Raw genomic sequence first — 20,996 nt, 5'->3', positions numbered from 1 at the left:
TTCATACAAATGAACGGTTTTTTGTATTTTTAATCAATAAAAAATTTATAAATTAAAATTTAGTATTCCCAGAAAATACGCTGAATTTCTTTTGCATCTTTGGTTTTGGTCAGTGCTAAAGCTGTTAAAAGTTTAGCTTTTTGTGGATTTAAATCATGTGCAACCACCCAACCATATTTGTCATCAGGTTGTTCTGCATTACGCAATACAAAACCTTGAGGAACCCGTGAAGAACGAATGATTTGTACACCTTGTTGTTGCAACTCATTCAATGTTGGCACGATGTAATTTGCAACTGAACCATTACCTGTTCCAGCATTGATAATCGCTTTAGCACCAGCTTTTGCATATGCTAAATAAGCATCTGGAAGCATATTGCCTGAACCATACACAATTTGAACCAAAGGTAATGCATCACCTTGAATATTCTCGATATTAAACTCAGAGTTATTGTTGAAACGTTTAGCGACATTTCTGAACCAATAGGGTTTACCTTCAACCAGAGTTCCTAAAGGGCCCCATTGGCTTACAAAAGCATCCGTATGAATATTGATGGTTTTGGTAACATCTCGTGCTGCAAAAATATCATCATTCATCAGCACAAAAACCCCTTTGCCTTTTGCACTGTCTGAAGCCGCTAAGGCAACAGCACTATACAAATTCAAAGGGCCATCAGCAGAAAGTGCTGAAGGTGGACGCATCGAACCGACAACAACAATTGGTTTATCTGTATGAATAGTTAAACTGAGGAAATACGCCGTTTCTTCTAAAGTATCTGTTCCGTGGGTGATCACTACACCATTAACATCAGGCTTTTTAACCAGCTCATTGACTTTGCGAGCAATCGTCAGCAACTCTTTATCTGTAATACTTTCAGATGCAACTTGTAAAGCCTGTACACCTGTCACATTCGCAAGGTTTTGAATTTGAGGCACAGCATTGAGTAGTGCATCTACTGGAACCTTAGCTGCTGTATACGTTGCACTATTGGTTGAACTTGCACCAGCGCCTGCAATCGTTCCGCCAGTTGCAACCACAACGACATTGCTCTTAGCAAATGATGAAATAGGTAAGATTAAACCGATAGAAAGGGCAAGAGCCGTAAATGTTTTTTTCATAAATCATCCTTAAAAGAAATCTATTGCTGTTCCAGCAATTTTTGTTCCACTTTTAACTTAATATAAAGTGTATTTATTTGCCTATACCGATTTGAAAATGTAATTTTTTTATTAATCATTCAAATTTATAACGTCGTGGTTTCCGTAATTTTTAATTGTGCGTTATATAAGCGGTATTGGTATTTAAAAGCATTGATTATTAGATATCTTGCAAAAAACAAAAAATGATCGAAAATTAATATTGAAAATTCCTTCTCTCTCTTGCATGTAATAAAGCTCACTCTTTTAAAGGAGAGGGAGTTTCCATTATAAATAAATGTTCATCACTACGCACCTTACGCAAAAAGTCTATTTTAAAATAACGTGAAGATGTGAATGAATTTATGGGTAGGTTATTTTCTAAAGTTATAAAATAAAAGTGCTCAATTTAAAATACTCATATCAATAAGTTGTAATTTGCATGGGCGAAAAAAATATTATTTTCCCATGATTTATAAGTCATTTTACAGAAAAAAGGCATCCAACCAATTGAATGCCTTTCTCGATCTTTATACATTATTCATTTGAAAGTGGATTAAGCCATTAACGAATTTTTGCCAAGAAGCGACTTAAACGGTTCATTGCTTCACGTAATTCATTTTCAGCAGGCAAGAACACCACACGGAAATGATCAGGTGTTGGCCAGTTAAAACCAGTTCCTTGAACAAGTAAAACTTTCTCCGCTTTTAAGAAATCCAACATGAATTTTTCATCATCTTCAATTGGATAAATTTCAGGATCAAGTTTGGGGAAGCAGTACATTGCACCTTCAGGTTTTACGCATGAAACACCGGGAATGTCATTCAACATTTCCCATGCAATATTACGCTGTTCGTATAAGCGACCACCCGGACGGATTAAATCATTAATAGATTGATAACCACCGAGAGCTGTTTGAATCGCATACTGTGCTTGATGATTTGCACACAAACGCATTGAAGCGAGCATGTCTAAACCTTCAATATAATCCGCAGCACGTGATTTATCACCCGTGATCGCCATCCAACCTGAACGATATCCAGCAATGCGATAGGCTTTAGACAAACCATTGAAAGAAACACATAACTGGTCGCCCGCCAAAGCTGCTACAGAGACATGCTCTATACCGTCATAAATAATTTTATCGTAGATTTCATCGGCAAATAAAATTAGGTCATATTTTTTCGCTAAAGCAACAATTTGCTCAAGTACATGGCGTGGATAAACAGAACCTGTTGGGTTGTTTGGATTGATAATCACAACACCACGTGTATTGGGCGTGATTTTGCTTTCCATATCTACAATATCGGGATACCAAGCATTTTCTTCATCACATTTATAGTGAACTGCAGTACCGCCTGAAAGATTTACCGCAGCCGTCCATAATGGATAATCAGGCATCGGAACAAGCATTTCATCGCCATCGTCCAGCAAGCCTTGCATTGCCATGACAATCAGTTCAGAGACACCATTACCGATATACACGTCATTTACGTGCATATCTAAAATGCCTTTTTGTTGATAATACTGACAAATTGCCTTACGAGCAGGGAAAATCCCCTTAGAATCTGTATAACCCACTGCATTGGGTAAATTCAGCGCCACATCATTGATAATTTCTTGTGGTGCTTCAAAACCAAAAGGGGCAGGGTTACCAATATTTAATTTAATAATTTTATGACCGGCTTCTTCCATCTCATTGGCCGCTCGTAACACAGGTCCACGTATGTCGTAGCAAACATGCTCGAGCTTAGACGATTTTTTTATTTCGCGTGGGGTTTGGTGAGTGTTCGGCATTTTGATGTTCTCGGAAAGAGTGGAGGTCACTTTTGCATAACGGTATAAATAACTTTTAAATGTTTCAGTTGTTACAAGGTCGAGATCATGTTCATCTCTGAGTAAAGCAACAATTTTTTCATGCGTAAATCCTACCTGTTGATATTGTTTAATCACAGGCAGTAGATGTTTAAAAATAACGCTCTTTTTTTGCGACATTTTTTAATCCTGAGCAAGAATGCCAACAAGACTAACATTAAATTTGCTTATAAAAAAGCATTTAGGAAATAAAAGTGCTCACCATGTTTTGTTATTTTGCTTTCTTTTTGCTTTTATGGGAATTATTAGTCTTTTGTAAATTGTTAACGAAAGACTAGAAATTTTAAGATGAATCACGTAAATATAGGATTATCCTATTGTAAATAGCAAGATAGAAAGGGAAGTAATCATGGGAAAACTGAATAAAACAGACCGAGAATGGCAAAGAGAGTTGTCGCCAGAAGAATTTAAAATTACACGTCAAAAGGGAACTGAACCCGCTTTTACTGGTAAGTATTGGAATACAAAGCAACAAGGAACCTATGTTTGCCGCTGTTGTGGAGCAGAGTTATTCTCTTCAGAAAATAAATATGACAGTGGGTGTGGTTGGCCGAGTTTTTATAAGCCAGTGAATTCAGTTGTTGTAGAAGAACAAGACGATGCATCTCATGGGATGCAGAGAACTGAAATTATTTGCCATCATTGTGATGCGCATTTAGGGCATGTTTTTGAAGATGGCCCGCAACCTACAGGTTTACGTTATTGCGTAAACTCAGCTTCTTTAGAATTAAAAACGCAAGAAAAAAGCGACGAGGAAACTTATCCATGACCAATATTTATCAGTTTGAGGCTGAATTGCTAGAAGGTGAAAATAAATCTTTTTCTGATTATGACGGAAAAGTTTTATTGATTGTAAATACTGCAAGTAAGTGTGGATTTACCCCTCAATTTGCAGGCTTAGAAAAGCTTCATGAAAAATATAATGCTCAAGGGCTTGAAGTACTTGGTTTTCCTTGTAATCAATTTGGTGGTCAAGACCCCGGTTCAAATGAGCAAATTGGAGAATATTGCCAACGTAATTACGGTGTTAAATTCCCAATGTTTGCGAAAGTTGATGTTAAAGGCCCTGAAGCACATGCCATTTTCCGCTACCTAACCAATAATAGTAAGGGAATTTTAGGCAATGGGATTAAGTGGAATTTCACTAAATTTTTGATTAATAAAAAAGGTGAAGTGATTAATCGTTATGCACCTACAACGAAGCCAGAAGATATTGAAAAAGATATTGAAAATGCTTTAGCTGGATAATCGATTTGGAAATGCCCTATGTCGAAACATGTAGGGCATGCCAAAGTCTAAAAATATAACTATTGATCAAAGCTTTAGAACTTAATCGTTGCACCAACAAATACTTTTTGACGTTCAATAAGATAAGCATCCCCACTATTTGACAGTTTCTTGTCGAATAGGTTTATAAAACCGCCACGAACCGTTAATTTATCATTCACTTGATAGTTACTCGATAAATTGACAATGGTATGCGCTTTTTGCATGGTGGATACTTTAGTCGTCTCTGTTAAATACTGTTTACCTAAGTATTGAGCAGTTAATTCGATATTCAATGGATCTGTAGCCTGCCAATTCAATGCCGAATTCACAGTTAATTTCGGTGTATTGATTAAAACTGCACCAGTATCTTCATTTTTTGCTTTCAAGAAATATGTCGCATTATTATTCCATTTTAGATTGTCTAGAACAGGGAAGTTTGCAACCATTTCAAGACCACGGGTCACTGCATTTTGAATATTTTCATTACGTGTAAACCATGTCCCGTGATAATAACCTAAAGGAGAATAAGCAATTTTATTTTTGAAATCTGTATGGAATAGTGTTAAACCTAAGTCACTACCGAAACCGCTATAATTCACCCCAATTTCATAGTTGGTACTTTCCTCAGGCTGAAGGTTTGGATTACCTGTCATATAACAACCACCACTGGTGTAAGTATGTGGTTTACCATTTTCATCATACCAAGTCTGACCTTTTAAGCCATTACAACCATTTCCGCCCGATTGAGTTGCTGCACCAGGAGATGATTCTTTGACTGTAGGCGCACGGAAACCTTTTGCAACACCACCTTTAATAACCAAATCATCTGTCGGGTTATAGACTAAATAACCACGTGGACTATTCTTCGTGCCATATTTATCGTCATGGTCTAAGCGATTACCCAAAGTTAAAGTTAAATTGTCTAAGAGCGAAATATTGTCTTCAATAAATATTGCCCAGTTTTTATTATCAACTTTAGGGTCGGTGTAACTGATACCATTCCAACTTCCTCCAGGCAACGTTCCAATTGTATCGGTATTGGTCAATTCTTGTTTTTTCCATTGCCCGCCTATAGTTACAACCTGTTCAAATATAGATTTAAAAGGCATGGTTAAATTACCTTCAATAATCATTTCATTTGATTTAGTCGTAGAGTCGGAGACACTTGAGTCATAATCGTTGTAATAGGCATTTAACTTAGATGTACCGATTGCCCATTTACCCTCATGGGATAGACTATACGAGTTATGTTCAAGTTCATTGGCGCCCCAACTTGTTGTTTGTTCTGCACCCGTTGTTGCATTGATTCTTGAACCCTTTTCGTTTTTTTGCAGACTATGACCAAGCTCTAAGCTAAATGCGTGTTGATCGCTCGGTTGATAATGCAACATTGCATTATAATTTTGATCTTGAGAGCCTGTTGTACCTTTACCTGCCTCATATTTTTTATCTGCTTCGCGTTCAGTTATACCCGCAGTGAGACGTAAACCGAGACTGTTTGTTAGAGGGCCTGCCGCCATTAAACCCGTTTGAAAAGAAGAACCTAAATCAGAAGAAGTGGTTGGTTGAGTATAGTTTAAAGTGACATGACTTCCCCAAGCATCCGGAATTTTCTTGGTAATAATATTAATAACACCACCCATTGCATCAGAACCATACAAAGAGGACATAGGGCCACGAACAACTTCGATTCGCTCAATCATATCTGGTGTAATCCAATTTAAATCTTGGCGACCTAAATCTGGACGATAGTTGGTATCTCTTGAAGAACCCATACGCTTACCATCGACTAAAATGAGCGTGTAGTTGTCTGGTAAACCACGGAGTTTAATTTTAGAACCATCACCAGAGGGGCTAATTCCACCTGTTACACCAGGAACTTTGCTTAATAATTCTGCAAGACTACCTACAGGTTGTTTCTCTATATCTTCACTTGTAATTACACTAATACTTGCAGGTGCTTTTTTAATATCTACAGCTTGGCTACTCGCTGTTACAACTATGGTTTGCAACTGCACAGCATCTTCAGTTGTCTCATTTGCATGGGTTGAAAGGGACATCGCAGTGATTACTGAGATAGACAATGTCTTAAATATTAATTGTTTATTCATGTTAATACGCAACTTAAATTACTAATGGATTGTGGAGAGATTGTTGCGCATTGTAACGAGGCAGAAATATAAATGCAATTGATAATGATAATAATTATCAATATTAATTTATAGGATATTCTTTTATTAGATTATATAAATCAATTGATTATTTTTTATAAAAGGTAAAATAAATGAGAGAGGGAAGCTTATGTGGTCTAGAGTAGCTACTAAAAAATCAAACTTAAGCATTGAAAATACGATAGTTAAATACGGTAAATTTATAGTTATTTTTTATGTGAAATTTATAAAATACCAGCCAACTGAATTGACTGGTATTGTGATTGAATACTTTTAACCTAAGCAATTATCCATAAAGATTAAGACTCATGAGCTGAACTTTCCAACACAGATTTTGGCTTTCTTAAGTGATGAATTTTTTGGTTAATGTCATCAATAAATGTATATACCACTGGAATAACCAATAATGATAAGAATGTACTCGTTATCAATCCACCGATTACAGAAATAGCCATTGGTGCTCTAAAGCTCGGATCTGTTCCAATACCTAAAGCGATGGGTAACATCCCTGCACCCATTGCCAATGTCGTCATAATGATTGGGCGAGCACGTTTATGACAAGCATCCAGCAGGGCATTCATACGTGAGTAAGCTTTTTCATTTCTTGCAATAATGGCGTAGTCTACAAGTAGAATAGAGTTTTTACTGGCGATTCCCATCAGCATAATCAAACCAATCAAGCTCGGCATAGAGAAACTACTCTTTGCTAAAAGCAACAGTACAAATGCGCCACCCAAAGCTAAAGGTAGGGCAACCAAAATCGTGATTGGTTGTAAGAAGTCTTTAAAGAGTAAGACTAAAACAACATAGATACACAACACGCCTGTTAGCATGGCTAAACCAAAGCTAGCAAAAAGCTCTTGCATGACTTCTGCATCACCGATATTTGTTCGTGTAACTGTTGGTGGAAGTTTCTGCATCGTCGGTAATTGATCGACTTTTGCAGCGATATCCCCTAAAGGTTGATTATTCAATTCAATATTAAAATTGATATTACGTAAACGGTTAAAACGGTCAATCTGAGAAGGACCACTCTCAATATTCACTTGTGCGATTGTTCCAAGCATCACAGGACCTTGGCTACCTTTCACCATCAAGCGCTTAATTAAATCCTGATCTTGTCGTGCAGACAAAGGCAGTTTAATAACCACAGGAATTTGACGTTGAGACAAGTTAAGCTTTGCTAAGTTCTGATCAAAATCACCAGCTGTTGCGATACGTAATGTTTCAGCAATATCATAAGTGGTGACCCCTAAATCTGCCGCTTTCGCGAAGTCTGGGCGAATGACCAGTTCAGGGCGGATCAACGCTGCACTTGAAGTTACACTACCAATGTTCGGTATTGTACGTATTTCACGTTCGAGTTGTTGTGCTGTAGCAACCAATGCTTCAGGATCATCTCCTGAAAGTGCAATTTGATACTGGCTATTATTCCCCGCAATTCCGACTTGGATTCTAGCGCCCGGAAGCGGTGCTAAACGCTGACGTATTTCATTTTCGATTTCTTGCAAACTCAGTGAGCGATCAGAACGTTCAGTGGTTTGAATGGTTAAGGTTGCTTTTCTTGGTTCACTTGATGCACCACCTGCAAATGGATCTGTACCGGCAGAACCACCCCCTATGGTGGTATAAACACTTTTAATTTCAGGATGATCTTGAATTAGGACTCGTGCATATTCTGCTGCTTTTAAAGTATCTGCAAACTGTGAACCGGGAGTGAGTTCAACTCTGACTTGGGTTTGTCCAGTGTCTGGTGGTGGAACAAAACCTGTTGGCAACAATGGAATCAGCATCACAGAGCCAATAAAAAATGCAATTGCACTTAAAATGGTGATCCAGCGATGGTTTAAACACCATGTGACCATTCGCATATAAGTACTCATCACTCGACCGTCATGGGCACGGTCATGAGCTAATGTACTTGTACCTGAATCTTGATCTAGTTTTAGATTTGACTCAGCTGAAACTTGTGACTCTTCGGAAGAATAATCTTTTTTAATCCAAGGTTTGAGAATGTAGGCTGACATCATTGGTGTGAGTAATCGTGCGACCAATAATGATGCAAAAATGGCCAAAGCTGCTGTCCAACCAAATTGCACAAAAAATTTGCCAGCAATCCCACTCATAAATGCCGTTGGTAAAAATACAGCAATCAATGTAAAGGTTGTTGCAATTACGGCTAGACCAATTTCATCAGCAGCTTCCATGGCAGCAGCATAAGGGGTTTTACCCATGCGTAAGTGCCGTATAATATTTTCAATTTCAACGATGGCATCATCCACCAAAATACCAACAACAAGAGACAATGCCAGTAATGTCACTGTATTGAGGGTAAAACCTAAATAATACATGCCGATCAAAGCAGGTAATATTGATAATGGTAGTGCTGTCGCTGCAATCAATGTTGCCCGCCAATCACGTAAAAACAGCCAAACCACCAAAATGGCTAAAAGAGCACCTTCATACAATAAAGACATCGAGCCTTTATAGTTATCGACTACAGGATTTACAAAATTAAAGGCCTCATCAATTTTAATATCGGGGTGGCTGGCTTTGAGCTTTTCTAAAGCAACAGTGACACCTTTTTCAACATCAACTTCACTTGCACCTTTACTCCGTGTAATTTCAAAGCCAATAACGGACTGTCCATTGAGTAATGCTGCGGAGCGACGTTCAGCGATACCATCTCGAACAGTTGCCAGTTGATCTAAACGAATGTGCCGACCATCACTGAGTGCAATGTCCATTGCCCCAATTTCTGCGGCAGTTTTTACAGTTGCAATGGTACGAATAGATTGTTCACTACCGCCAATCTTAGTTTGACCACCAGAAGCATCTTGTTGAACCAAACGTAATTGACGCGAGATATCAGTTGCTGTTGCATTCAAGGCCAATAGCTTTTCAGGATCTAATTCGACCTCTACTTGACGAGTTACACCACCGACGCGCGCAACAGCACCCACACCTTTGACTTGAAGCATGGCACGTGAAATATCATAATCCACAAACCAAGAGAGTTGTTCTTCATCCATACGAGGAGACTGGATGGTATAGGTTAAAATAGGAGAACCTGAAAGATTGATTTTACTGACAATAGGGTCGCGTAAATCAGCAGGCAAATCTGAACGAACTTGTGATACAGCATTTCTGACATCATCAACAGCTTCTTGTAATGGTTTTTCGAGCTGAAATTCGGCAGTAATTGTGACCACACCATCTTGGATATCGGTATATTGATTTCTTAAACCTTGTAAAGTTGCAATTGAATTTTCAATTTTACGTGCAACTTCGGTCTCGAGCTGTGGTGGGGCAGCACCCGGTAGGGCTGCTGTCACAGTAACCATGGGCAATTCAATATCGGGGAATTGCTGTATTTTCATCCAATGAAAACACATTAAACCTGCAAGACCAAGCATGATAAAAAGTAAAATACTTGGGATTGGATTACGGATCGACCAAGCGGAGAAATTCATATTATTTCTCCTGAGTATTCACAAGTTGCTTGGTGAGTGGTGTATCTGGAATGGCTTGACCTATTGAGATGAGATCACCATCAGCTAAGAAACCTACACCAGATGCAACAACTTTAACATGACTTGGTAAATTTAAAACCTCAATGTGATCACCTAAACGTCGTCCAATCGTTACTTTTTGTTGAGTAACACGATTATTCTTATTCACAATAAAGATATAAGTGAATCCATCTCGTAACAATAACGTTGTTTGAGGAAGAGTTAAGGCTGGTTTTTCACCTAAATCAAAAGAGCCTTTGACGAACATGCCCATACGCACTGCATCTGTGGTCGGAAGATCAACATAAACCAAGCCATAACGCGTTTGCGGGTCAATAACAGGGGCAATCATACGCACAGTACCTGTGACGGTTGGCTGTGATGGATCAGGTGAAATAAGTTGTGCTGTCATCCCTTGTTTGAGTTTATATAAATCCGTTGACGTGACTTCTGCTCGCCATTCCAGACGATCATCACGAATTAAACGGAACATTTCTTGTCCTGTTTGCGCCAACGAACCGACAGTCGCAGTACGAGCGGAAATCACACCATGATCAGGTGCAATGACTTGAGTCTGAGTCAGTCGTAACTGATTGCTATCAATTTGGGCTTTAGCAGCATCTAAGCGAGCATGTGCGGTATTTTGTGAGGTTTGATTTTGAGTCACTTCTTGAGCTGAAATTGCACCAGTATTCTTCAATTGTTGAAAGCGTTTATTGTTTGCACTGGCATCTGCAAGTACGGCTTGAGCTTCTGCATAATTGGCTTTTGCTGTAGCTAAATCTGCACGAATACTTTCACTGTTAATTTCTGCTAAAACTTGACCACGTTTAACCTGATCACCGACATTGACAGAAACTTTGGTAATTCTTTGCCCCGATAGTTCACTTCCAATGATCACTTCTTGCCATGCAGCAATATTGCCATTTGCAGTAAAATTTTGTTTCCAGTTTTGCTGCTCAGGTTGAACGACCGTCACAGTTAACGCAGCTTTTTGTTCAGTTATTTCTGCATTCTTTGGTTTTTCTGTCGTAGCTGTTTTGTTTGAAGTACTTGTTTTCCATAATAAAAGTGTAACAAGCAACAATACAATCACGATTGCCAAAATAAACCAAACTTTTTTATTTGTTTTTTTGGGAGTTTGAGAAGTCATCTTTCCATAGTCAATTTAAATTGATGGCTAAGTATAGACGAAGATTTAAACGAATGGTGAAAGCGTAATTGATAACAAAAAAAAATCATACAAATGTAGGTTTTATCCAATGAGAAAAGATTGTTGTGCTGCTATGGTAACGAGATGCTCTTAAAAAAAATTGACAAAAAATTATTCAAATATTAAATTAGAGTAATTACTCTAATTTATACAAGAGATGTTCTTCTTATGAAAAAGAAATTCTGTTTGTTAAATGCCAGTTTCTTTGCAGGTATGGGAATAGTGGCTTTAGTTAAGCCTTCAATGGTTGTAAATACGTTTGGGCTAAAATACATAGATGCGGATATGCGTAACGAAGTCCGAGCAGTTTATGGTGGTTTTGGTCTTACAGTCGCTAGTCTATTGGTGGCTAGCAACTATTATCCACAAATCGAAAAAGGTATAAAACTGACAATCGCAGCTAGTCTTCTGGGTATGGCATTGGGGCGAGTGATTTCTTTCTTGATTGAAAAGCCGCAAACACAAGCGCCGTTATTATTTTGTGCGTTGGAAACCGTTTTAGCAGGGACATTAATTTACGGTGTAAATGATGAGAATTAAGTTCAAGTTTCAAAGGTAACGGCAAGTTATCTAATAATTTAATAAATAAACAACTGGATATGCAGGTGAAGGTAATCAACGTATCTAATAAAAGTATTTGAGTACATATTTTTTCTATTGTTACTATGGGGATAGCGTTCAGTTGATGTATGAGTTACTAATGAGTGATAAACACGTTATTCAAATAAGAAAAGGCAAATCAAACCTGATTTAGCCTTTTCTTTTTCACCAAAATAAAAATTATAAAATCGCTTTTAAGCGTTTAACAACTTCTTCACATTGCGCAATATCTGCAACGAGAGCCATACGCACATGACCTTCACCCGGATTGCCTTGTTCAGTATCACGGGATAAATAGCGTCCCGGTAAAACCTTAACATTGGCTTTCTCTAGTAACATTTTGGCAAAGTTTTCATCGTGATCTACTTTGAGCCAATAATAAAAACCTGCATCAGGTTTTTGTAAAGGAAGTAATCCACCTAATTCATTTTGAAATAGATCAAATTTGGCACGGTATAACTTACGATTTTCTTCAACATGTGTTTCATCATCCCATGCAGCAATTGAAGCCAATTGATGTTGAACTGGCATTGCCGCACCATGATAAGTACGGAATTTTAAATAAGGTTTAAGTAACGCAGCATCACCTGCAACAAAACCAGAGCGCATACCGGGTAGATTAGAACGTTTTGATAGAGAATGAAAAACGATACAGTTTTTATAATCATCACGCCCTAATTCAGCGCAGACTTCGAGCAGACCTGTTGGCGCTTGGTCAAACCATAATTCTGAATAACATTCATCAGAAGCAATAACAAAATTATATTGGTCTGAAAGTGCAATTAATTTTTTTAATTGTTCTTTTGAAAGTACCGCACCTGTAGGATTTCCCGGTGTACAAACAAATAATAACGCTGTTTTTTCCCAAACCTCAGCAGGAACTGAGTCAAAATCGCCAAGATACTGATTCTCTTCAGTACAATTGATAAAATAAGGTTTTGCACCTGCTAAAAGTGTTGCACCTTCATAAATTTGATAAAAAGGATTTGGCATGACTACATAAGGTGCATCATCACGATTAATCAAGGCTTGAACAAAAGAAAAAATCCCTTCACGTGTACCTGTAACGGGAAGAATATGATCTTCAGCACTAATAGTACTGAGCTTAAAACGACGTGTTAACCAATTGGTAATACTGAGTCTAAGTTCAGGCAAGCCTTTACTGTTGGGATAGGTGGAAAGATGTTGAAAATTCTCAATAATCGCTTGTTTTACAAACTCAGGCGCAGGGTGCTTTGGTTCACCAATCGATAATGGAATGAGTGGCAAATCTGCGGGTTGTACATCCTTAAAAAGTTGAGTTAACTTTTCAAATGGATAAGGATGTAATAAAGACAAACTAGAGTTCATGAAACAATTACCACGATTAATGTTTGATTATGAAATTAATCGATATTACTTATTTAAAGAATATCCATCAAGTTCGAAGGAAAATTAGATATTTTGTGACGGAGTCTTACATCTAACGTTTAAATAAAGGGATTAGCCTTCGGCTCGGCCTACTTTTCTTTCGGGAAAAGTAGGCAAAACCATTGTCATCCGCAAAACTCGTTCACTACCATCTTTTGATTAATGTATCGCAGAAACATTCAAAAGCTTAAGTAGTCTTGTCTCAAACAAGTTGCGGATGACGTTTACGCGTATCGAAATTTATTTATAAGCTTATTAAGTTTGAATTAAAAAGCTTTAATACTGACCAGAAATTTGACTAGAAGCTTCATCTAAAGCAGCTTTAAGTTGTGCAACAAAAACCTCAGATTCAGCATCTGTTAATGGCGTACCATCTTTTTTAGTGACAAAGAAAATATCCTCTGCTTTTTCACCCAGTGTTGCGATTCTAGCAGAGTGAATGTCCAAACCTTGCATCATAAAGAGTCCACCAACACGTGCCAATAAACCGGGTTGATCTAGTGTGGAAATTTCTACCATATTTTGACCCAAGGCTTCATTAAGTGTGATATCAACGGTATTCTCAATATCAAAATGGCGCAATTGACGTGGAATACGACGTTGCATTAAACCCGGATATTTATCAGATTCACTGAGTGCTTTGACTAAAGCAGATTTTACCGTTTCCTCACGTTCTGGGTCGGTAAGCAATGTACCAAAACGGTCTAAAACCACATAAGTATCTAAACTAAAAGCTTTAGTTGCAGTGATAATACGAGCATCCTGTACATCTAAATTCATACGATCCAAAATCGCAACCGTGGTTGCAAATAAGTTGGGCTGATCTTGAGTATAGATAAAGATTTGTACAGCATCTTGTGCTGCTTTACGGTGCGCTCGCATGAGTACTAATGGTGCAGGGTTGTCGCCATGCTGCAAAATAGCGCGAGTATGCCATGCAATTTCATCTGCTGATTCTTTGAGGAAATATTCATCCCCGAGTTCTTGCCAAACTTTTTCAACTTGATCAAGCGGGAACTCATTCACCAAAACTTCACTGGCAGAGAATTTAGTGTCTTCAATCAACATTTGATAATCGACAGGGCGTCCTAGACCTGAGCGAATCACATCACGTGCATTGGTGTACAACTGGCGCATTAAAGACGAACGCCACGTATTCCAAAGTTTTGGATTGGTTGCATTAATATCGGCAACAGTGAGCGTATAGAGATAATCTAAATGCTCCATGTCGCCCAGCTTTTCAGCGAATTCTTTGACAACATCTGGATCAGAAATATCTTTTTTCTGCGCCGTCATTGACATCAATAAATGGTTTTGAATTAACCATGCGACAAGATTACATTCACGTTCAGTAAAGCCATGCGCATGACAGAATTCAATTGCATCTTCTGCTCCCAATTCACTGTGGTCTCCGCCACGACCTTTGGCAATATCATGGAATAATGCAGCTAAAAATACGATGTCACGACGGACTAAACGCTGAAAGACTGAACTCACGACAGGGTAATCTTTGGCAAATTCAGGTTCTTTAAAACGATTTAAATTTCGAATCAGTAATAAGGTATGCGCATCAACCGTATAAATATGAAATAAATCATATTGCATTAGCCCTAAAATCTGACCAAAAGCAGGAATATAATTGCCCAATACGCCATAACGTTTCATCGCAACCATGGTTTCGTATAAACGATGTGGCGAACGAATAATTGCCATAAATAAGGCTTGATTGGCTGGGTTCGCACGATAAGCTTGATCAATGCGTTTTGCAGCTAAAGTCAATAATCTTAACGTGCGCGCGCGGATTCCTTCAATTTCAGGACGATTCGCCAATAAATAGAAAATTTCTAAAATTGCACTTGGGTTTTCAGAGAAAATTTTATGGTGTTGAACGGCAAGTTTGCCATCGACCAATTTAAAATGTTCATTAATATTTTCAATTTTACGTTCATAGTTAGGTAAACGTGGTGTGATGACTGACTCATTGAAGTATGCCAATAGCATTTCATTCAGTGTGCTGACTTGCTGCGCAGTTCGATAGTAACGTTTCATGAACTGTTCAATCGGATAGTTTGGATGATGATCATCTTCACGGTTATAGCCAAATTTTGCAGCGATATCACGTTGATAATCAAACAATAAACGATTTTCATCACGTTTGGTTAAACGATGTAAATGATGGCGAATTTCCCAAAGAAAGTTTTCGGCATCTTCAAGAACACTCAGCTCAAATTCTGAAATAAAACCTAGATGTACAAGGTCATAAATACGATTGACACGGAAATGTCGTTTAGCAATCCAGCCAATTTGGTTAATATCTCGAATACCACCGGGTGCATTTTTAATATCAGGTTCTAAGTTGCTTTCTGTGTTGTGATGTTGCGCATAACGACGTGCTTGCTCATCCATTTTGGCATCAAAAAAGGTTCGATCTGTCCAAGTTTGTGAAACGATACGTCTTGGCCATTTGCTAAGATGCTGGTCACCAGTAATTAAACGGGCTTCAATCAGTGTTGTTGCAACAGTTAAATCATTGGTGGCTTGCTCAAAACAAGAGGGAATTGAACGAACGCTGATCCCTGGTTTGAAATTCCCCACGTCCCAAAGTGATGAAATAAATGAGGTGACCTTTTTTTCTTGTGCTTCGGTCAATTCATCTTTGGAAAGCACCATGATATCGACGTCAGAATAGGGCAACATCTCACGTCGCCCATAACCACCCACTGCAAAAAGACCAAAATCCTCTTGATCAAGCTCAGCATGATTCCAAAGAAAAGTTAAAGCCTGATCGATCAAGTTTGATCGTGTGCGAATAATATCTCGAATTGGAGAACCATGATCAAAAGCCTCATTTAACTGTTGTTCGACAATGCTACGCCATTGGGTAATGCCTTGAATGTCGTGATTATCGTTTACATATTCCAACAGTGGAGAGGTGTTGATCATGGATATATTGTCCGAAAAATTATGGGTTAATTCTTTTAGGCGTTTGGCTAAAATCATTTCAATTTTAGCCAACGATACAAAGCATTTATGAAATGTCGGCAGAACCTAAATTAACAGTAACTTTTGATGCAGTTTCAAAAGCAAGTTCACGTGCTTTATCGGTATTTTCAGCACGAGCAGTCACTACGCCCATACGACGACGTTTAAAACCTTCTGGCTTTCCAAACAGACGCAAATCTGTATTTGGATTTTGTAAAGCAAAATTTAAGCCAGAATAAGAAAGATTGCTTGCATCTACACCTGCATAGATGACTGCACTCGCAGCAACACTGTGGCGCTGTGTATTTACAGGTAAACCTAAAATTGCACGAGCATGTAATTCAAATTCACTTTGGAACTGTGATGCAAGCGTGACTAAACCTGTATCGTGTGGGCGAGGAGATACTTCACTAAACCATACTTTATCTGCTTTTACAAACAGTTCTACCCCAAAAATACCGCAACCACCCAGCGCCACAGTCACTTTATTGGCAATACGTTTTGCTTCTGTTAACGCCGCTTCGGTCATCTGTTGAGGCTGCCAGCTTTCAACATAATCGCCTGCATCTTGACGATGTCCAATAGGGTCACAGTATGAGGTTTCAATTGCACCTGTTTCAGGATTTTTAGAACGGACAGTGAGCAGTGTGATTTCAAAATCAAAATCAATTTGTGATTCAACAATGACTGTGCCTTGATTGACCCGACCGCCTGTTTGAGCATATTCCCAAGCTGCATCAACTTCAGAAAATTCTTTAACGCGAGATTGACCTTTACCCGATGAAGACATTACAGGTTTTACAAAATTAGGATAACCAATGTCATCACATGCAGCACGGAAACTTTCTAAGGTATCAGCAAAACGGTAGGCAGATGTCGGTAAGCCTAATTCTTCAGCCGCTAAACGACGAATACCTTCACGGTTCATAGTGAGATTAACCGCTTTTGCGGAAGGAATGACAGTTGCAATATTTTGTTGTTCTATTTCAACAAGCAATTGAGTTGCAATGGCTTCGATTTCGGGAACAATTAAATCAGGTTTTACTTTTTCTATGAGTGTTTTTAATTCTGTAGGGTCTGCCATATTTAAGGCATAAGAGAAATGAGCAACTTGCATGGCTGGTGCATTTTCATAACGGTCAGCAGCGTGTACTTCTACACCAAGACGTTGTAGGGAAATGACCACTTCTTTACCTAATTCACCCGATCCCAAAAGCAAGACCTTAAAAGCTGAAGATTGAAGTGGAGTACCAATTGTAACGCTCATGCGATTCTTCCATGCTTAGAATTTATGAGGTTTAAGCATAGCAGAACTAGGGCGAGTGTTAAGGGGGAATTGAGATAAAATCTTGATATTGTCTAACAGAATTTTTGATAATCGCCTGATTCAAAAGTCGCTTGATGATCGCTAGTTTTCAATTCGCTTCCCTAGATGGGTGTTATCGTTAAGTGTTAAGTACAGACAATTTTTAAGTGAGCATTTTCAAACAGGTATATAGGTATAAACCAAACCATAGGCCAAAGCTGCTGTTAACGTCGCTAAAACAATGCGCTTAAACTTAAAATACAGTCCAGTGAGGACAATAAACCCAACCAACATCGCTATACTTTTATTCGGTGTTTCAATTAAAGGTGGAAGGGTCGCAACAATCAGCATCGAACTAATGGCTGCAATGCCAATACTACTTAAAGCGATTCTTAACCAAGTTGCGCCACGGTTCTGCGTATTTTTTTGAGTTTTTTGAATCACGTAGAATGGCCCAAAACGTGAAGCAAAGTTTGCAATACCGACCAATATTCCAACCAAGATAATCTGCAAATCCATTTTAAACACTCACTTCATCATGTTGTTTGAGGACATAATGCTTAAATAATCCTGCCAAAATACCCGATGCAATCCCGATGAAAATTGCAGCAGACATATTGATAAAATAACAAGCGATCGCTGAAACAATTAAAGATACAGCAACAACAAAAGTATATTTCTTCTCAAAGGCTGCAAGTAAGAAGCTCAGGAATAAAGCAGGGAGTAAGAAGTCCAATGCGGCTTGTAAAAATTGCGGTAGATGACTGACTTGATCTGCAAATAAACCACCTAAAAATGAACCCAATGCCCATGACAGCCAACTAAATAAACTCAGTCCAAGCATCCATGATTCCGACCATTCTTGGCGACGTTGTGACAGTTTAATCATGCCCGCAGCAAAAACTTCGTCGGTAAGTCCCCACGCCCAAATCGCCGTTTTCTTCATATTTAAACGATCTTGGATTAAATTTTGTAGCGCAGGGCCATATAAAACGTGACGAATGTCTAAAGCAATAACGGTGAGTGCTGTCATCCAAATTGAAGTGCCGCTACCTAAAAGTGCAACAACTAGGAACTGGCTTGCTCCTGCATACATAGAACAGGATAGAAATAAAGCTTCCCATGCACTAAAACCGAATTGTGTTGCAGAAACGCCAAAAGCAAAAGACACAGGTAAATATGTAAAGATAATGGCTTGACTATCTTTAGCGCCTTGCCAAAAACCAGCAGCAACGACTGGAGAATTGTGTTTGGACACGATACACCTAAGCGAGGGAATAAAACAAAAACGAAATCAAGATTGTGTATTTTACCTGAATTTAATAGCATAGTGCCGAAATGTTTATTTAGGCGTAACTTGATGTTCGCAATTCAGTCGAAAGTTTTATTGAGTATGAGCTTGGTGATTAGTGCAATCGCTTTATCAGCTTGTGGTAATTCATCCACTGAACCTAAAGAGAAAGTCGAGATTAAAACTGCGCCTAAACTGACCAATGATGCGACGACTTATGCAAAGGAAGCTTGGAAACTAATGAACCAAGTTGATCCATTTGTATATCGTAAACAATTAAATTTGATTCAGGAAAATGTACGTAAACCTGTGCGTAAGCTCAGTACAGACTGGCGTATCAATGTCAAAATGACTGATTCTGTGACAGAAGGCAAATATGCTTTGTGTCGTAAAGCTTTGACCAGTTTAGATTCTTGGGCAAGAGCAACTTTGGAAAAAGATGGTCAACTTGTAAAAACTCAACAAGAATACGAACGTGATAAAGCACAGTGTAAAGATGCGATTGATCACCCGAGTTTAGGTAATACAAAGGCCAACAATAATATTTTCTAGTTTTGTATGTTCTCATTTTTTTATAAATTTAAAAATGGCGAAATTAGAATTTCGCCATTTTTATTTGTATTGAAACAGAATAGTTACCTGAGCTCGGAATAAGATATATTCCCAACTATATGATACACGGAAACGTCAGTCGCATTGTTCGAGGCAGGACTACATCTGCAATATACTGTTTTTGCAAGATATTAGATACATGATGGTATCTGTCGAGTTGGCGACTGACAAATGGTTTTGCCTACTTTTCCCGAAAGAAAAGTAGGTCGAACCGAAGGTTAAACCTTACATCTGACTTTAAACGGTAAGACTCCGCTATGCCTGATCTATCTTTTCAATAACTTACATCAGAGTTTATCCCGAACTGACGTTAGTCGAATTAAGCTTAAGGTTTCAAAGGATTTGTTGAAGCTGTTTTGACTGCCTTATCTTTTGCATCTTTGGTCATTTGAGTTTTGGTTTCAACTTTAGCCTTTGTTTGCGTTGCCGCTTTGGCTTTTGCATCGGTCTCAGCTTTAACTTTAGTGGTCGCATCAGCTTTGGCTTTTGTTGTTTCGGTTTTTGCTTTCTGAGCTGCACCATTTGCCGCTACACATGAGCCACCTTTATGGTTTGGTCCAGTTCCACCAACCAGCGTTGTCCCTTTCGGGCATGCAAAAGCTGAAGCACTGAGTATTGTGAAAAGTCCAGCGGTAACAAGTGTTGTGATTTTTTTCATCTTTTTCGTCTTTGGTATCATGGCATCGGCGCCTAAACTGAAATATAAATCTATTTCATGTAAAGCGGAATAGATCATTTGTATATTTTAATGATAAAAATGATTATAGATTCCAACTGTTTAAGCTTAGTTTAATATTAATAACAATCATTTTTGAGTATTTAATAAAGTACTTTATCGTGATTTATTTTCAATACTTACATTGCGGAATAGGCCAGTGCGTGAAGCTTTTGAATATCAAGGATTTCCACTTTTCTAAAGGCAATTTTTAAAATACCTTGTTGTTCCAATAAGTGTAATTCTTGGTTAATGGTTTGTCTTGAACACATCAGCATTTGGGCCAATTGTTCCTGTGATAGATGAATCATATGGTTTTCAATTTGCACATGATTACCGTAGCCATTCAAAATAAAAAGGAGGCGTTGAGCCAGTCTTTGACTGATGTTTAAGGTTTGAATTGCAATCAGTTCAAGAAATGCAATACGTAATTTTTGACTGGTTAATTGTGCAATATGAAACCAAAACTGTGGATGCTCCCTAAGTATTTCCTCAATGGCCGTATTCGAAATTTTTAAAATCGTACTTTTTTCGAGTGCAATCGCATGATGTGAACGAGGCTGCTGGTCAACCAGTGAAATTTCACCAAACCACATAATCGGTTCAGCGATGGCTGCTATGGATTCATTGCCTTCTATATCTATATAGCCTAAGCGGACTTTGCCTTGAATGACAGCATAGATCCCATCGAAAGTATCGCCATGATGAAATATGGCTTGATCACGTTCTACATATAAGTGTATCGCATGTTTGACAATAAAATCTTGAAATAGACTCGGTAGTTGTGAGTACCATACATTATTTTGTAAGACGCTGAGTTCCGTTTCAGTGAGCACATTCAATCCTTATGGTGAGTCTTAAAAATCAATTATTTGTAATTGTCACTTAGCCGACAACTTACATC

16 protein-coding genes are annotated in these 20,996 nt (G+C 38.3%); 4 read left to right on the top strand and 12 right to left on the bottom strand.

Going from position 1 to position 20,996, the window contains the following annotated elements; genetic code table 11:
• Positions 1–59: 59 nt before the first annotated feature.
• Both CDA10_RS10230 and CDA10_RS10225 read right to left on the bottom strand, forming a co-directional pair.
• Positions 60–1,118 carry an asparaginase gene (locus CDA10_RS10230; protein ID WP_089605508.1) on the bottom strand — a complete coding sequence of 353 codons (1,059 nt, stop codon included), beginning with the start codon at positions 1,116–1,118 and terminating at the stop codon, positions 60–62.
• Between the two features lie 582 nt (positions 1,119–1,700).
• Complete coding sequence (locus CDA10_RS10225; protein WP_089605507.1) at positions 1,701–3,131, bottom strand: pyridoxal phosphate-dependent aminotransferase; 1,431 nt, start codon at positions 3,129–3,131, stop codon at positions 1,701–1,703.
• A gap of 229 nt (positions 3,132–3,360) precedes the next feature.
• Between CDA10_RS10225 and msrB the strand changes: the two genes are divergently transcribed.
• Together msrB and CDA10_RS10215 are read left to right on the top strand one after the other, a co-directional pair.
• Entirely contained in the window at positions 3,361–3,780 is a 420-nt protein-coding gene (gene msrB / locus CDA10_RS10220) for a peptide-methionine (R)-S-oxide reductase MsrB (protein WP_089605506.1), read from the top strand.
• A complete protein-coding gene (locus tag CDA10_RS10215) occupies positions 3,777–4,259 on the top strand; it encodes a glutathione peroxidase (RefSeq protein ID WP_089605505.1) in 483 nt (160 codons plus the stop codon). Before msrB ends, CDA10_RS10215 begins: the two co-directional genes overlap by 4 nt.
• A gap of 74 nt (positions 4,260–4,333) precedes the next feature.
• Here CDA10_RS10215 and CDA10_RS10210 read toward each other — a convergent pair whose 3' ends face one another.
• The 3 genes from CDA10_RS10210 to CDA10_RS10200 all read right to left on the bottom strand — a co-directional run bounded on the left by CDA10_RS10210 (position 4,334) and on the right by CDA10_RS10200 (position 11,116).
• Positions 4,334–6,391, bottom strand: a complete 2,058-nt coding sequence (locus CDA10_RS10210; protein WP_089605504.1) for a TonB-dependent receptor domain-containing protein — start codon at positions 6,389–6,391, stop codon at positions 4,334–4,336.
• Positions 6,392–6,750: 359 nt separating this feature from the next.
• A complete protein-coding gene (locus CDA10_RS10205; protein ID WP_089605503.1) occupies positions 6,751–9,924 on the bottom strand; it encodes an efflux RND transporter permease subunit in 3,174 nt (1,057 codons plus the stop codon).
• Between the two features lies 1 nt (position 9,925).
• The gene (locus CDA10_RS10200) at positions 9,926–11,116 is read right to left on the bottom strand and encodes an efflux RND transporter periplasmic adaptor subunit (RefSeq protein WP_089605502.1); all 1,191 of its coding nucleotides are present in this window, start codon (positions 11,114–11,116) and stop codon (positions 9,926–9,928) included.
• Positions 11,117–11,344: 228 nt separating this feature from the next.
• Here CDA10_RS10200 and CDA10_RS10195 point away from each other — a divergent pair, with 228 nt between their 5' ends.
• A complete protein-coding gene (locus CDA10_RS10195) occupies positions 11,345–11,716 on the top strand; it encodes a DUF4345 domain-containing protein (protein WP_089605501.1) in 372 nt (123 codons plus the stop codon).
• Between the two features lie 240 nt (positions 11,717–11,956).
• On the opposite strand, the gene dapC is transcribed toward CDA10_RS10195, so the two are convergent.
• The 5 genes from dapC to CDA10_RS10170 all read right to left on the bottom strand — a co-directional run bounded on the left by dapC (position 11,957) and on the right by CDA10_RS10170 (position 18,732).
• Positions 11,957–13,126 carry a succinyldiaminopimelate transaminase gene (gene dapC, locus CDA10_RS10190; protein ID WP_089605500.1) on the bottom strand — a complete coding sequence of 390 codons (1,170 nt, stop codon included), beginning with the start codon at positions 13,124–13,126 and terminating at the stop codon, positions 11,957–11,959.
• Positions 13,127–13,462: 336 nt separating this feature from the next.
• On the bottom strand, positions 13,463–16,129 hold the full coding sequence (gene glnD, locus CDA10_RS10185) for a [protein-PII] uridylyltransferase (protein WP_089605499.1): 2,667 nt from the start codon (positions 16,127–16,129) through the stop codon (positions 13,463–13,465).
• Between the two features lie 85 nt (positions 16,130–16,214).
• Entirely contained in the window at positions 16,215–17,435 is a 1,221-nt protein-coding gene (gene purT, locus CDA10_RS10180; protein ID WP_089605498.1) for a formate-dependent phosphoribosylglycinamide formyltransferase, read from the bottom strand.
• Positions 17,436–17,651: 216 nt separating this feature from the next.
• Entirely contained in the window at positions 17,652–17,993 is a 342-nt protein-coding gene (ygaH, locus tag CDA10_RS10175) for an L-valine transporter subunit YgaH (protein ID WP_089605497.1), read from the bottom strand.
• A 1-nt stretch (position 17,994) separates the two neighbouring features.
• The gene (locus tag CDA10_RS10170) at positions 17,995–18,732 is read right to left on the bottom strand and encodes an AzlC family ABC transporter permease (protein WP_089605496.1); all 738 of its coding nucleotides are present in this window, start codon (positions 18,730–18,732) and stop codon (positions 17,995–17,997) included.
• A 102-nt stretch (positions 18,733–18,834) separates the two neighbouring features.
• Between CDA10_RS10170 and CDA10_RS10165 the strand changes: the two genes are divergently transcribed.
• Entirely contained in the window at positions 18,835–19,317 is a 483-nt protein-coding gene (locus tag CDA10_RS10165; protein ID WP_089605495.1) for a hypothetical protein, read from the top strand.
• Between the two features lie 385 nt (positions 19,318–19,702).
• Here CDA10_RS10165 and CDA10_RS10160 read toward each other — a convergent pair whose 3' ends face one another.
• Together CDA10_RS10160 and CDA10_RS10155 are read right to left on the bottom strand one after the other, a co-directional pair.
• Positions 19,703–20,035, bottom strand: a complete 333-nt coding sequence (locus CDA10_RS10160; RefSeq protein ID WP_089605616.1) for a hypothetical protein — start codon at positions 20,033–20,035, stop codon at positions 19,703–19,705.
• Between the two features lie 197 nt (positions 20,036–20,232).
• The gene (locus tag CDA10_RS10155) at positions 20,233–20,928 is read right to left on the bottom strand and encodes a Crp/Fnr family transcriptional regulator (protein ID WP_089605494.1); all 696 of its coding nucleotides are present in this window, start codon (positions 20,926–20,928) and stop codon (positions 20,233–20,235) included.
• Positions 20,929–20,996: the final 68 nt, after the last annotated feature.

The organism is Acinetobacter piscicola (genome assembly GCF_002233755.1).
Lineage (GTDB): Bacteria > Pseudomonadota > Gammaproteobacteria > Pseudomonadales > Moraxellaceae > Acinetobacter > Acinetobacter piscicola.
Note: the sequence above shows the minus strand (reverse complement) of the source record. Positions and strands in the feature narration are given on the sequence as shown.

What these genes read in the sequence shown, in the direction of transcription:
- CDA10_RS10215 (WP_089605505.1), top strand. Translation starts at nt 3,777, where the DNA reads ATGACCAATATTTATCAGTTTGAGGCTGAATTGCTAGAAGGTGAAAAT.
- CDA10_RS10165 (WP_089605495.1), top strand. Translation starts at nt 18,835, where the DNA reads ATGTTCGCAATTCAGTCGAAAGTTTTATTGAGTATGAGCTTGGTGATT.
- CDA10_RS10230 (WP_089605508.1), bottom strand. Translation starts at nt 1,118, where the DNA reads ATGAAAAAAACATTTACGGCTCTTGCCCTTTCTATCGGTTTAATCTTA.
- CDA10_RS10205 (WP_089605503.1), bottom strand. Translation starts at nt 9,924, where the DNA reads ATGAATTTCTCCGCTTGGTCGATCCGTAATCCAATCCCAAGTATTTTA.
- CDA10_RS10200 (WP_089605502.1), bottom strand. Translation starts at nt 11,116, where the DNA reads ATGACTTCTCAAACTCCCAAAAAAACAAATAAAAAAGTTTGGTTTATT.
- CDA10_RS10195 (WP_089605501.1), top strand. Translation starts at nt 11,345, where the DNA reads ATGAAAAAGAAATTCTGTTTGTTAAATGCCAGTTTCTTTGCAGGTATG.
- dapC (WP_089605500.1), bottom strand. Translation starts at nt 13,126, where the DNA reads ATGAACTCTAGTTTGTCTTTATTACATCCTTATCCATTTGAAAAGTTA.
- purT (WP_089605498.1), bottom strand. Translation starts at nt 17,435, where the DNA reads ATGAGCGTTACAATTGGTACTCCACTTCAATCTTCAGCTTTTAAGGTC.
- CDA10_RS10225 (WP_089605507.1), bottom strand. Translation starts at nt 3,131, where the DNA reads ATGTCGCAAAAAAAGAGCGTTATTTTTAAACATCTACTGCCTGTGATT.
- glnD (WP_089605499.1), bottom strand. Translation starts at nt 16,129, where the DNA reads ATGATCAACACCTCTCCACTGTTGGAATATGTAAACGATAATCACGAC.
- ygaH (WP_089605497.1), bottom strand. Translation starts at nt 17,993, where the DNA reads ATGGATTTGCAGATTATCTTGGTTGGAATATTGGTCGGTATTGCAAAC.
- CDA10_RS10160 (WP_089605616.1), bottom strand. Translation starts at nt 20,035, where the DNA reads ATGAAAAAAATCACAACACTTGTTACCGCTGGACTTTTCACAATACTC.
- msrB (WP_089605506.1), top strand. Translation starts at nt 3,361, where the DNA reads ATGGGAAAACTGAATAAAACAGACCGAGAATGGCAAAGAGAGTTGTCG.
- CDA10_RS10210 (WP_089605504.1), bottom strand. Translation starts at nt 6,391, where the DNA reads ATGAATAAACAATTAATATTTAAGACATTGTCTATCTCAGTAATCACT.